The 12,996-nt window shown below is 73.4% G+C and carries 13 protein-coding genes; 12 read left to right on the top strand and 1 reads right to left on the bottom strand.

From position 1 onward, the window contains the following. Nucleotides 1-139 precede the first annotated feature (139 nt). Nucleotides 140-1,576, top strand: coding sequence for an aldehyde dehydrogenase family protein (locus tag E6J59_10660; protein ID TMB19814.1), 1,437 nt, complete (start codon nucleotides 140-142; stop codon nucleotides 1,574-1,576). 13 nt (nucleotides 1,577-1,589) lie between these two features. Beyond that, nucleotides 1,590-2,009, top strand: a complete 420-nt coding sequence (locus E6J59_10655; protein TMB19813.1) for a hypothetical protein — start codon at nucleotides 1,590-1,592, stop codon at nucleotides 2,007-2,009. 11 nt (nucleotides 2,010-2,020) lie between these two features. Here E6J59_10655 and E6J59_10650 read toward each other — a convergent pair whose 3' ends face one another. Further along, entirely contained in the window at nucleotides 2,021-3,244 is a 1,224-nt protein-coding gene (locus E6J59_10650; GenBank protein TMB19812.1) for an NAD(P)/FAD-dependent oxidoreductase, read from the bottom strand. 97 nt (nucleotides 3,245-3,341) lie between these two features. Here E6J59_10650 and E6J59_10645 point away from each other — a divergent pair, with 97 nt between their 5' ends. The 10 genes from E6J59_10645 to E6J59_10600 all read left to right on the top strand — a co-directional run. After that, a complete protein-coding gene (locus E6J59_10645) occupies nucleotides 3,342-3,680 on the top strand; it encodes a hypothetical protein (protein TMB19811.1) in 339 nt (112 codons plus the stop codon). A gap of 100 nt (nucleotides 3,681-3,780) precedes the next feature. Further along, nucleotides 3,781-5,055, top strand: a complete 1,275-nt coding sequence (locus tag E6J59_10640) for a TolC family protein (protein ID TMB19810.1) — start codon at nucleotides 3,781-3,783, stop codon at nucleotides 5,053-5,055. After that, entirely contained in the window at nucleotides 5,052-6,557 is a 1,506-nt protein-coding gene (locus E6J59_10635; GenBank protein TMB19809.1) for an efflux RND transporter periplasmic adaptor subunit, read from the top strand. Before E6J59_10640 ends, E6J59_10635 begins: the two co-directional genes overlap by 4 nt. Then, nucleotides 6,554-9,733, top strand: a complete 3,180-nt coding sequence (locus tag E6J59_10630; protein ID TMB19808.1) for an efflux RND transporter permease subunit — start codon at nucleotides 6,554-6,556, stop codon at nucleotides 9,731-9,733. Before E6J59_10635 ends, E6J59_10630 begins: the two co-directional genes overlap by 4 nt. A 47-nt stretch (nucleotides 9,734-9,780) precedes the next feature. Continuing rightward, nucleotides 9,781-10,206 (top strand): PspC domain-containing protein, encoded by a 426-nt coding sequence (locus E6J59_10625; GenBank protein ID TMB19807.1) that lies wholly within the window; start codon nucleotides 9,781-9,783, stop codon nucleotides 10,204-10,206. Between the two features lie 21 nt (nucleotides 10,207-10,227). Next, nucleotides 10,228-10,734 (top strand): sigma-70 family RNA polymerase sigma factor, encoded by a 507-nt coding sequence (locus E6J59_10620; GenBank protein ID TMB19806.1) that lies wholly within the window; start codon nucleotides 10,228-10,230, stop codon nucleotides 10,732-10,734. Then, on the top strand, nucleotides 10,731-11,207 hold the full coding sequence (locus E6J59_10615) for a hypothetical protein (GenBank protein TMB19805.1): 477 nt from the start codon (nucleotides 10,731-10,733) through the stop codon (nucleotides 11,205-11,207). Before E6J59_10620 ends, E6J59_10615 begins: the two co-directional genes overlap by 4 nt. Further along, nucleotides 11,200-11,538: a PspC domain-containing protein gene (locus E6J59_10610; protein ID TMB19804.1), complete on the top strand. Its 339-nt coding sequence runs from the start codon at nucleotides 11,200-11,202 to the stop codon at nucleotides 11,536-11,538. Before E6J59_10615 ends, E6J59_10610 begins: the two co-directional genes overlap by 8 nt. A 48-nt stretch (nucleotides 11,539-11,586) precedes the next feature. Continuing rightward, the gene (locus tag E6J59_10605) at nucleotides 11,587-12,210 is read left to right on the top strand and encodes a class I SAM-dependent methyltransferase (protein ID TMB19803.1); all 624 of its coding nucleotides are present in this window, start codon (nucleotides 11,587-11,589) and stop codon (nucleotides 12,208-12,210) included. Beyond that, a partial coding sequence (locus E6J59_10600; GenBank protein TMB19802.1) for a sterol desaturase family protein occupies nucleotides 12,207-12,996 on the top strand: 790 nt, incomplete at its 3' end. The genes E6J59_10605 and E6J59_10600, both read left to right, overlap by 4 nt.

Here is a 12,996-nt window from a genome sequence, read left to right as displayed (position 1 = left end):
GCCCGCCCCGGTAGCAAAGAGCGGGACGGGATGTCAAAGCGGCGCGCCAGCCGGAGCCTTGGTGCACCCCTGGCGGCGGCTCGCCGGCTCGGGTAGGAAACTCGTCGGGCATCCGTCGCGACGTCACGGGAGGAGAGACATGAAGGACTGCCGCCAATTCTACATCGACGGGAAGTGGGTGCCGCCCACGAGGGCGCACGACTTCCCGGTCATCGACCCCGCCACCGAGGACGCGATCGCCAGGATCTCGCTCGGCTCGGCCGCCGACGTCGACAAGGCGGTCGCCGCCGCCCGGCGTGCCTTCGAGTCGTACTCGGAGACCAGCCCCGAGGAGCGCCTCGCGCTCATCCAGCGCATCATCGAGGTCTACCAGTCGAAGTACGAGGAGATGGCCGAGACCATCTCGCAGGAGATGGGGGCGCCGATCTGGCTCGCGCGCGCGGCGCAGGCCGCGGCCGGGCTCGCCCACTTCTTCGAGATGGCAAAGGTGCTCGGGAGCTTCAAGTTCGAGGAGCTCAGGGGCTCGACGCTCATGCGCAGGGAGCCGATCGGCGTCTGCGGCCTCATCACCCCGTGGAACTGGCCCGTGAACCAGATCGCCTGCAAGGTGGCGCCGGCGCTGGCGGCGGGGTGCACGATGGTGCTCAAGCCGAGCGAGGTCGCGCCGCTGTCCGGCTACCTGTTCACCCACATCCTCCACGAGGCGGGCGTCCCCGCCGGCGTCTTCAACATGGTGAACGGCGACGGGCCGACCGTGGGCGCCGCCATCTCGTCGCACCCGGACGTCGACATGGTCTCCTTCACCGGCTCCACCCGGGCGGGCGTCGCCGTCGCCACGGCCGCCGCCCCGACGGTGAAGCGCGTCGCGCAGGAGCTCGGCGGTAAGTCGGCCAACATCATCCTGGACGACGCCGACCTCGAGCAGGCGGTCGCGGCCGGCGTGCAGGGCTGCGCTCTCAACACCGGCCAGTCGTGCAACGCGCCCACGCGTATGCTCGTCCCGCGCTCCAGGATGGCCCAGGCCGCCGCGGCGGCGAAGCGCGCCGCCGAGGCCATAAAGGTGGGGGACCCGCTCGCCGAGGGCACCACCATCGGCCCGCTCGCGAGCGAGGCGCAGTTCGAGAAGGTGCAGCGTCTCATCAAGAAGGGCATCGAGGAGGGCGCGGAGCTCGTGACGGGCGGCCCCGGCCGCCCGGAGGGCATCCGCAAGGGGTACTTCGTGAAGCCCACGGTATTCGCCAACGTCCGCAACGACATGACGATCGCGCGCGAGGAGATCTTCGGGCCGGTCCTCACCATCATCCCATACGAGGACGAGCCGGACGCGATCCGCATCGCCAACGACACGCCCTACGGGCTCTCGGGCTACGTGACCTCCGGCGACCTCAAGCGCGCGCGCCGGGTGGCCAGGAAGATCCGCTCCGGCAACGTCCACGTGAACGGCGCGCAGCCCGACCTGGGCGCCGCCTTCGGCGGCTACAAACAGTCGGGCAACGGCCGCGAGTGGGGCGAGGCGGGCCTCGAGGAGTTCCTCGAGCTGAAGGCCGTCTTCGGCTACGCGGAGGCGGGCGGGTAGGCCGCCCGACCACATGGCCGGGAATCCGCCGCGACCCACCCAGCGCATCGTCCCCTACCTCTACGTCGACGACGTCGCCGCCTACCTCGCCTTCCTCGCGCCGGCCTTCGGCTTCGCAACCCGCGTCCACGAGGTCGATCCCAACGACCCCGAGCACGTCCACGCCCAGGCGGCCCTGGGCGACGCCCTCGTGATGGTGGGTCACGCGAGTACCAAGTGGGGCACTGCCTCGGCGCGCAGGCTCCCCGCCCGGCACAGCGGGATCTATGTGCTGGTCGACGACGTGGACGCGCACTGCGGGCGTGCCCGTGCGGCCGGCGCGATGATCGAGGCGGAGCCCGCGGACATGGAATGGGGCGATCGCATGTACACGGCGCGCGACCCGGAAGGCCAACAATGGTATTTCGCGACCCCCCGGCCGCCGGGTGGTTGACCGGGGTACGCTCACCGAGCGGGACGGGTTGCTAGGCCAACGAGGGCGGCCAGCGCGCTGAGCGCCCCCCGCCGATCCCACCCGTCCACGCCGTTGTACCAGGCGAGCCCGATCGCCTGCGCGCGCGCACTCGCGGCGGCAACGCGGAACCAGAGGCGGTGGCGCGGGCCGTAGAAGAGCCGCGCGCCCAGGTGCAGGCGGCGGAGCTTCCGCCCGAGCAGGCCGCGCTCGACGGCGCGCGCGTAGCCGCGAAAGCTCCAGTCCCCGCTCGCGTGCGCGACCACGATCGCGTCGGCGGCGAGCATCCCGTACTCGAGCGCGAAGGAGATGCCCTCGCCCATGAGCGGGTCGCACCCGGCCGCGTCGCCGACCAGGAGCGCGTGCGGCGCGGCCACCCGCGTGCCGGGCGCATGGGTCCGGATGGGGAACGCCTTCCATCCCGCAGGTTCCGCGCCGATGCGCGCGAGCTCGACGGCAAGCTCGTCCCGCAGGCGCGCGCCGTCGACCGGCGGGAGCCCGTAGACGCCGACGTTCGCGTGCGGCACGCCGTCGATGACGCAGGGGAACGTCCAGCGATAGCCGCGCAGCCCCGTCGCGCACGAGGTGAAGTCGAACTCGTAGCGCCGCGCGGCGTGGCCGTCCCAGTGCGTGTCGGCGACGGGCACGTCGCACATGACGGCGCGCGCCACCGCGCCGGCGCCGTCGCCCACGATCCCCCGGCGCACCACGCTGCCGCTCCCGTCCGCGCCGACCACGACGGGCGCCCAGTAGACACGACGGTCCGTCTCGACGCGTATGCCCGCGCCGTCGCGCGCGAGACCCACGACGCGCTCGCCCTCGCGCAGCTCGACGCCGCGCTCGCGCGCCGCCCAGGCGAGCCGCGCGTCGAACTCCCGCCGCCGCACGACGCGGCAGAGATCGGAGCCCGCGACGGCGACCCTGCGGCCCGGGACCGCGACCGCGGCCGAATCCACCCGCGCGTGCGGGACCGTGAACGGGACGCCCAGCTCCGCGAGCAGGCGGAGAGCCTTGGGGATGACGCCGCCGGCGCACGTCTTGTCCCGGGGGTGACGGGCCTTGTCGAGCAGGACCGTGCCCGCGGCGAGCTCGGGCGCCGCGGCGGCGAGGCGCAGCGCCGTGGCGGCTCCGGCCGGTCCCGAGCCGACGATGACGACCTCGCGGCGCTGCACGGGAGCGCTCTTAGCGCCCCGACACGGCGGGCGCCACCGCCCCAGCGTGCATCACGACCACCGACAGGCGATGCATGTGCAGCTTGACAGCCCGGATCCACCCCGGGAAAATGCCCCTATGCTTCGCCCGGGCGCGCCGCGCGTGATCGCCGCCCTCGCGGCCGTCCTCCTCGCTGCCTCGAGCGTCGGGGCGAGCCTCGCGCCGCGCGCGCCCTCGGCAGCCCGCTGCTGCCGGGAGGCGAAGCGGTGTCAGCACGAGCGGGCGCGCACCATCGCGCCCTGCTGCTGCGCGCCCGGGGAGGCGCCGGCCGCGGGCGCGACCGTCCCGCAGCTGAAGGCGCCGACGGCGGCCACCGGGACGATGACCGTGGCCGCGCCGACCGCTCGCCTCGCGGCGCCGGCCCTGGCGCTCGTCTCCCCGGGCGCGCTCGCGCCGCCGCACTGCCCGCTCTTCCTCCAGCGCTGCGCGCTCGTCCTCTGAGCTCCTCCCGCGCCGCGCGCGGCTCGCGCGGCGCACCCCGACGCAGCAGCGTCCGCCCCGGGCGAAGCCCTGCCCGGCGCCGTCTTCATGGAGGAGCACCATGCGACAGCATCGACACATCCCCCTCATCGCCGCCGCCATCGCGACCCTCGCCCGCCCGCTCGCCCGCGCCGGCGAGCTGCCCGCGACGGGGCCGCTCCCGCTCGCCGACGTCGTCACCTACGCGCGCGCACACAACCCGGAGCTGGAGGCGGCCCGCTGGCGCGAGGCCGCGGCGCGGGCCGTGCCGGCGCAGGCGGCCGCCTGGGACGACCCGACGCTCGCAGCCGAGAGCTGGAACACGCCGCGCGCCGTCCCCTACGACGGCGCCGACAACAACATCCTGAAGCTGTCGCAGCGCCTCCCGTTCCCGGGAAAGCTCGGGCTCCGGGGCCGCATGGCTGCGCGCGACGCCGACCTGGCGGCAGCCGAAGCCCGGATGACCGAGCTCGCCGTCCTCGAGGCCGTCAAGCAGGCCTACTGGGACCTCTGGCTCGCCGACCGCCACCTCGCCGTCTACACGCGCGACCTCGAGCTGGCGCGCGAGCTCGCGGCAGGCGCCGCCGGGCGCTACGCCGTCGGGACGGGCCGGCAGCCCGACGTGCTGCGCGCCGAGGTCGAGCGCACCCACATCGCGACCCGGCTCGTCACCACGCGCCTCGAGCGCGAGCAGGCCGCGGCGCGCCTGAACGAGCTCCTCTCGCGCGGTCCCGAGGAGCCGCTCGGCACGCCGATCGACCCCGGGCCGGCGCGGGTACCCGGGCCGCTCGAGCGTCTGATTGCGCTCGCGCGCGAGAGCCATCCGGACCTGACGGCGCGTGCCGCGGCCGTCGAGCGCGAGAAGGACGACGTCGCCCTCGCACGCCGCGGCTACCTTCCCGACTTCGATCTCACCTTCGAGCGCTTCTACAACCGTGCCGGCCGCGACGGGTACGGCGCGATGATCGCCATGACCGTCCCCCTCCCCTTCAAGTACCGCCGCGATGCCGCGCTGGACGAAGCGCACGCGCGCCTGGCGAGCGAGGAGGCGATGCGGCGGCGCGCCGAGGACCGCGCTGCGTCCGCGGTGAAGCGGGCCCTCGCCGCCCTCGCGGCCGCGGCCGCCGAGCGCGAGCTCCTCGCCGGCACGCACCTGCCGCAGGCCGAGCAGTCCTTCGCCGCCTCGCGCGACGCCTATGCGGCCGGCAACCTCGACTTCACGGCGCTGATCGACAGCCTGCGCGCCATCGAGTCGACGCATCTCGAGCACCACGAGGCGGCCGCCGCCTTCGAGAAGGCGTACGCCAGCCTCGAGACGGCCGTCGGGGGCGAGCTGCCCCGGGAGGAGCGACCATGAACCGCCCGCTCGCCCTCTTCGCCGTCGCCGCGGTGACGCGGCTCACGTTCGCCGCCGAGCCCCCGGTCGAGCTCCCGCAGGCGCCCATCCGCCTCGACGCCGGGCAGCAGCAGGCGATCGGCCTCACCTGGGGCACGGCCGAGCGCCGCCCGGTCGAGAGGGTGATCCGCACCGTCGGCCGGCTCGACTTCGACGAGCGGAAGCTCGCCCAGGTGACGCTCAAGGTGGGCGGCTTCATCGAGGAGCTGTTCGCGAACTACACCGGGCAGCCCGTCCGCAGGGGCGACCCCCTCTTCACGCTCTACAGCCCGGATCTCTTGACCGCGCAGCGCGAGTACCTCCTGGCGCGCGAGACCGAGCGGCGGCTGCAGGCGAGCTCGCTTCCCGAGGCGCGGGCGTCCGCCGCCTCGCTCGCGCGCGCGAGCCGCGAGCGGCTCCGCCTCTGGGATCTCTCGCCGCAGCAGGTGCGCGAGCTCGAGGAGAGCGGGCAGGCGAGACGCACGCTCACCATCCACTCGCCGATCTCGGGCACCGTGATCGAGAAGACGGCGGTCGCGGGTCTGCGCGTCGAGCCCGGCATGACGCTCTACAGGATCGCCGACCTCTCCACCGTCTGGGCGTACGGCGACGTGTACGAATACGAGCTGCCGCTCGTGAAGGTCGGCCAGCAGGCCGACCTCGCCCTCACCGCCTACCCCGCCGAGCGCTTCACGGCGCGTGTCGCCTGGGTGTCGCCTGTGCTCGACTCCAAGACGCGCACGGCGAAGGTCCGCTTCGAGCTGCCCAACTCGCCCGACCAGATCCTGCGCCCCGAGATGTACGGCACCGTCGAGCTGCGCGTGCCGCTCGGCGAGCGCCTGGTCGTGCCGGGGACCGCCGTGCTCGACTCGGGCCGGCGCCAGGTGGTGTTCGTCGATGGGGGCGACGGGCGGCTCCTGCCCCGCGAGGTGCGCGTGGGCGGCCGCTTCGACGACGCGGTCGAGGTGCTGGCGGGCGTGGAGCCCGGCGAGCGCGTCGTTACCAGCGGCAACTTCCTGGTCGACTCCGAGTCCAGGCTCCAGGCGGCGGAGAGCATGATGGGGATGATGGGCGCCCTCGGCATGGGCGGCGTCAAGATGGAGAGCGCCCGCCCGATGGAGATGGGCGGCGGCGAGGCACCCGCGCCGCCAGGCGCGCTGCCTGCCGGGGAGAAGCAGGTCGGCGACCTCCGCGTCACCGTCTTCCCGGCGCGCGAGACCGCGACCGTCGGCGAGAACGCGATCCGCGTGCGGGTGCGGGACGCCGCCGGCGCCCCGGTGGCCGGCGCCACCGTCCGGTTCTCCTACACCATGGACATGCCGGGCATGACGATCGAGGAGGCGCCCACCCGGGAGCTGGGGGACGGCGTCTACGAGGGCGCCGCGCGCTTCTCGATGGGCGGTCCATGGTCGCTGGTGGTCGAGATCGCGCGGCCCGGGAAGCCGCCGGTGCGCGAGAAGTTCACGCTCCGGGTGCAGCCATGATCGACCGCATCATCGAGTACAGCGCGCGGAACCGCTTCCTCGTCATCCTGCTGGTCGCGCTCGCGAGCGCGGCGGGCGTCTGGTCGCTCCGCACGAGCCCGCTCGACGCGCTCCCGGATCTGTCCGACGTGCAGGTGATCGTCTTCACCGACTGGGCCGGGCGGAGCCCCGACCTGGTCGAGGACCAGATCACCTATCCGATCGTCACCACCATGATCGCCGCGCCGCGCGTCAAGTACGTGCGCGGCGAGTCGATGTTCGGCTACTCGTTCGTCAACGTCGTCTTCCGGGACGGCACCGACCTCTACTGGGCGCGGAGCCGCGTCCTCGAGTACATGCAGGGCATCGCCGCCCGCCTGCCGGAGGGTGTCGCCCCGCGCCTCGGGCCCGACGCCACCGGCGTGGGCTGGGTCTACGAGTACGCGCTCGTCGACCGGAGCGGCACGCGCTCGCTCGCCGACCTGCGCTCCTTCCAGGACTGGACGCTCCGCTACTGGCTCGCGAGCGTGGAGGGGGTGGCGGAGGTGGCATCGGTGGGCGGCTTCGTCAAGCAGTACCAGGCGGAGATCGACCCGGCGACGCTGCTCGCCCACCACCTCCCGCTCCGCGACGTGATCGATGCCATCCGCCGCTCGAACAACGAGGTGGGCGGCCGCCTGGTCGAGTTCAGCGGCACCGAGTACGTCGTGCGCGGCCGCGGCTACGTCCAGTCGGTGGCCGACGTGGAGCAGATCGCGGTCGGGACGAACGGCAACGGAACGCCGATCCTCGTCCGCGACATCGCGCGCGCGCACCTGGGACCCGACCTCCGGCGCGGTCTCGCCGAGCTCGACGGCCAGGGCGAGACGGTGGGGGGCGTGGTCGTCATGCGCCACGGGGAGAACGCGCTCCGCGTGATCGACGGCGTCAAGGCCAGGCTGCGCGAGGTCGAGAAGTCGCTCCCGTCCGGCCTCGAGATCGTCCCCGTCTACGACCGCTCGACGCTCATCGACCGCGCCATCGACACGCTCCGTCACACGCTGGCGGAAGAGCTCCTCGTCGTGAGCGCGGTCATCCTCGTCTTCCTCTGGCACATCCCGAGCGCGCTCATCCCGATCTTCACCATCCCGATCGCCGTGCTGCTCGCCTTCATCCCCATGCGGGCGATGGGGCTCACCGCCAACATCATGTCCCTCGGCGGCATCGCGGTGGCGATCGGCGCCATGGTGGACGCCGCCATCGTCGTGGTCGAGCAGACGCACAAGAAGCTCGAGCGCTGGCAGGCGGAGAATCGGCCAGGGGACTTCCGGGACATCGTCATCGCGGCCGTCAAGGAGGTGGGCGGACCGAGCTTCTTCTCGCTCCTGGTGATCGCGGTCTCGTTCCTCCCCATCTTCGCGCTCGAAGCGCAGGAGGGACGGCTCTTCACGCCGCTCGCCTTCACCAAGAACTTCTCGATGGCGATCGCGGCCGTGCTCGCGATCACGCTCGACCCCGCCATGCGGCTCGTCTTCACGCGCCTCGAGCCCTTCACCTTCCGCCCGGGCTGGCTCCGTCGCGTCGCCAACGCCGCGCTGGTCGGGACCATCCACGGCGAGGAGACGCACCCCGTGAGCCGCCCGCTCATGCGCCTCTACCACCCGCTCGTCGAGGCCGTGCTGCGCCGGCGCTGGCTCACCGTCGCGCTCGCGGTCGCGATCGTCGTCGCGACCGTCCCGGTCTACTTCCGCCTCGGCTCCGAGTTCATGCCGTACCTCAACGAGGGCACGATCCTCTACATGCCGACGGCGCTGCCGGGCATGTCCGCGACGCAGGCGCGTGCCGCGCTCCAGACCCAGGACCGGATGCTGAAGCGCTTCCCCGAGGTCGAGCACGTCTTCGGCAAGGCGGGCCGCGCCGAGACCCCGACCGACCCCGCGCCGCTCAGCATGTTCGAGACCGTCGTGACGCTGAAGCCCGAGGACCAGTGGCGTCGCGGCATGACCTGGGAGCGGCTCAATGCGGAGATCGACCGCACGGTGCGCTTCCCCGGCATGCCCAACATCCTATGGATGCCGATCATGACCCGCACCGAGATGCTCGCGACCGGCATCCGAAGCTCCCTCGGCATCAAGGTCTTCGGCCCCGACCTGGGGGAGATCGGCCGCATCGGACATGACATCGAGGCCGCCGTCGCCACCCTCCCCGGCACCCGCAGCGCCTTCGCCGAGCGCACGACGGGCGGCCACTACCTCGACATCACCGTCCGGCGCGATGCCATCGCACGCTACAGCCTCACGCTCGGCGACGTGCAGGACGTCATCGAGTCCGCGATCGGCGGCGCGAGCGTGTCGCAGACCGTCGAGGGCCGCGAGCGCTACAGCATCAACGTGCGCTACGTGCGCGACGCGCGCAGCGACCTGGAGAGCTTGAAGCGCGTGCTGGTGGCCGGCCGGGACGGCGTGCAGATCCCGCTCGCCGAGCTCGCCGACCTGACCGTCTCGACCGCGCCGCCCTCCCTCCACGACGAGAACGGCGCGCTCGCCGGCTACGTCTTCGTCGACGTCGCCGGCCGCGACCTGGGGAGCTACGTGGACGAGGCGAAACGGGTCGTCGGCGAGCGCGTCAGCCTGCCCCCCGGCTACCACCTCGGCTGGGCGGGGCAGTTCGAGTACCTCGAGCGGGCGCGGGGGCGGCTCGCGCTGCTCGTGCCGCTCACGCTGCTCATCGTCTTCGTGCTCCTCTATCTCAACACCGCCTCGGTCACGAAGACGATGATCGTCCTGCTCGCCGTGCCGTTCTCGGCGGTGGGCGCGATCTGGCTCCTCTGGGCGCTCGGCTACAACATGAGCGTCGCGGTCTGGGTGGGCCTGATCGCGCTCCTCGGCGTCGACGCCGAGACCGGGGTCTTCATGCTCCTCTACCTCGACCTCGCCTTCGACGAGCGGCGGCGGCGCGGCCTGATGCGCTCGGTCGCCGACCTGAAGGAGGCGATCATCGAGGGGGCGGTGAAGCGCCTGCGGCCCAAGGTGATGACCGTGGGCGTGATGTTCATGGGCCTGCTTCCCATCATGTGGTCGCACGGCACGGGCGCCGACGTGATGAAGCGCATCGCCGCGCCGATGATCGGCGGCATCTTCACGTCCTTCGTCATGGAGCTGCTCGTCTATCCGGCCATCTACGCCATCTGGCGAGGGCGGGAGGTCCCCGGCGCGTGAACCTCCCGCGTCGTCCGCGCGTACTACCGCGAGGAAGGAGGACGCAAATGGAGGGAACCCGCAAGTGCCCCTACTGCGCCGAGCAGATCTCCGCCGAGGCGGTGCGCTGCCCCCACTGCCGGAGCCGCGTCGCGGCGCTCGACCCGGCGCGCTGGTATCGGGACCATCCCGACCGGCGCCTGGCCGGGGTCGCGGCCGGCGTCGGCCACGCCCTGGCCCTCCCCGTCGCCGGCGTCCGGCTCGGCTTTCTCGTGCTCACCTTCGCGCACCTGATCGGGCCGCTCCTCTACGGCGCGCTCTGGCTGATCGTCCCGTTCACCCCGAGCGGTCCGTCGCTCCTCGAGCAGGGCCTCGCGCGGGCGCAGGACTGGGTCGCCCGCCTGCGGGGTCGGGACCGCCCATCGTCCGCCGCCAACGGCGCCGACCGGCGCGATCTCGGCGCCGGAGCGGTGCCGGGAGGGCCGCTCGCATGATACAGCTCCGCGCGGGCGCCGATGGCGACCGACGAGGAGCTGATCGCGGCGGTCGCGAGCGGCGACGGGCGCGGGCTGGAGGAGCTCTGCCGGCGCTGGGAGCGCCCGCTCTACCAGCTCATCGCCCGGCACACCGGGGGGCGTGATGTCGAGGACCTCTACCAGGAGACGTGGCTCCGCGTCGTGCGCGCGGCGCGGCGCTTCGACCCGGCGCGGCGCTTCTCGACCTGGCTCTTCCAGATCGCCGTCAACCTCTGCCGCGACTGGCAGCGCCGGCCGCCGCCCGAGCCGGTCGATCCCGCCGCCGTGGACGCCCGCGCCGGCGCGCCCGCGGCGACCGACGCGGCCCTCGACGCCCACCGCCTCCTCGCCACGCTCCCCGAGGCGCAGCGGAGCGCCGTCATCCTGCGCTACTACCATGATCTGCCCGAGGAGGAGGTGGCGGCGATCCTCGGCTGCCCGCGGGGCACCGTGAAGAGCCGGCTCCACCACGCCATGCGCCGCCTGCTCGAGACCGCCCGACGATGACCGACTGCGACGAGACGCTCACCACGCTCCTCTTCGGCCGCGCGCTCGACCGCGACGCGGCGGCCCACCTGGCCGCGTGCCCGCGCTGCCGCGCGGAGAGTCCGGCGGTCGAGGGCCTCGAGCGGACGCTCGCGGCGGCGCCCGTGCCGGCGCCGCCGCCCGCACTCGCGAGGCGCGTGCTCGCCGCCGCGGCGCCGCTCCTCGCCCGCAACGCGCGCCGCGCCGCCTGGCCGACCCTGGCCCGCGCGCTCGCGGCCGCGCTGCTGCCGCTGCCGGTGATCCTGCTCCTCGACTTCTACCTGGTGCGGGCCGCTTTCGGCCTCCTCGTCGCGATCCTCCCCACCGCGCTCGGCGCCTACATCGTGTTCAACTACGCCGCGACGCTCGCCCTCCTGCTCGCGCTCACCTACGGCGCGATCCCGATCTTCGTCGAGCAGCAGGTGCGCCTGCGCCGCCAGGAGCGCCATGCCTGACGTCGGGACCAAGCGCTGCCCGTACTGCGCCGAGGAGATCCGCGCCGAGGCCGTGAAGTGCCGCTACTGCGGGAGCCTGCTCGAGCCCGGGAGCGCGCTCACGCGCGCCTGGTACCGCGCGCGCGAGGGCAAGATGATCGCCGGGGTGTGTGCCGGCCTGGGCGAGCAGTTCGGCGTCTCGGTCACGATCCTGCGCCTCGCCTTCGTGCTCGGCACGCTGGTGAGCGGCTTCATGCTCGGGCTGGTCATCTACCTCGTGCTCTGGGTGGTGATGCCGTACCGCCCCGCGCGCGAGCTGCCGGCGGTGCGCCCGGCGCCGCCGCCTGCGTGACCGGCCGGGTGGTGAGCCCGTGCGGGGGGGACTATATGTAGAGGCGCGGTGGGGTTCTACGCGAGGCACGTCTTCCCGCGCTTCATGGACTGGGCGCTCGGCAGGCCGCGGTTTGGGCGGGAGCGGGACGAGGCGCTGGCGGCGGCCGGCGGGGAGGTCCTGGAGATCGGCTTCGGCACCGGGCTGAACCTCCGGCACTATCCGCCCGGCGTGACGCGCCTCACCGCGCTCGACGTGGCCGACCTGCTGCCGGCGCGCACCGCGCGGCGCATCAAAGCGGCGCCCTTTCCGGTCGCGCGCGTGCACCTCACCGCCGAGCGGCTGCCGTTCCCCGACGCGGGCTTCGACTGCGCGGTCAGCACCTGGACCCTGTGCAGCATCCCCGACGCGCTGGCCGCGCTGCGCGAGGTGCGCCGCGTCCTCAAGCCCGGCGGCGTCTTCGTCTTCCTCGAGCACGGGCGGAGCGACGACGCGCGCGTCGCCCGCTGGCAGGATCGCTTCAACCCGATCCAGCGCCGGATCGGCGTCGGCTGCAACCTGAATCGCCCGATCGACGCGCTGATCCGCGACGCGGGCTTCGCGATCACCCGCCTCGACCGCTACGCGATCCAGGGCGAGCCGCGCATCATGGCGGAGATGTACCGCGGCACGGCCTCGCCGCGCGGGTCGTGACCAGCCGCCCGCTGCCGCTCTGGCTCGCCGGCGCCGTGGTGGCCGGCACCTTCGCCCTCCTCCTCTGGCTCGAGGGGCGCCGTCCGCTCCGGCCGACGGTCGAGCCCAAGGGGCGGCGCCTGGCGCGCAACCTCGCGGTGGTCGCGCTCAGCACCGCGGCCGTCGCCCTGACCGAACGGCCGGCGATCGGCGCGCTCTCGGGGCTCGTGGCAGCGAGGCGATGGGGGCTCCTCCAGTGGGCCTCGCTCCCCGCCGCGCTCGAGGTGCCGCTCGCCGTCGTCCTCATGGACTATACGATCTACATCTGGCACGTCCTCACCCACCGCGTTCCCTGGCTCTGGCGCTTCCATCTGGTGCACCACGTCGACCGCGACCTCGACGCGTCGACGGCGCTGCGCTTTCATTTCGCAGAGGTCGCGATCTCGATCCCCTGGCGCGCGGCCCAGGTGCTCGTGATCGGCGTGTCCCCGCTCGCCTTCTCGGTCTGGCAGACGGCGCTCCAGGTCTCGATCCTGTTCCATCACTCGAACGTGCGCCTGCCGCTCGCGCTCGAGCGCCGGCTGGTGCGCCTCGTGGTCACGCCCCGCATGCACGGCATCCATCACTCCACCGTGCGCCGCGAGACGGACACGAACTGGTCGAGCGGCCTCACGCTCTGGGACCGGCTGCACGGGACGCTGCGGCTCGACGTCCCGCAGGCGGAGGTCACGATCGGCGTGCCGGCGTACCAGGCCCCCGCGGACGTCGCCCTGCCGCGCCTCCTCGCGCTCCCGTTCGTGCGCCAGC

It is taken from the genome of Deltaproteobacteria bacterium (assembly GCA_005879795.1).
Taxonomy (GTDB): domain Bacteria; phylum Desulfobacterota; class Binatia; order DP-6; family DP-6; genus DP-6.
This window is presented reverse-complemented; position numbering and strand designations above follow the sequence as displayed.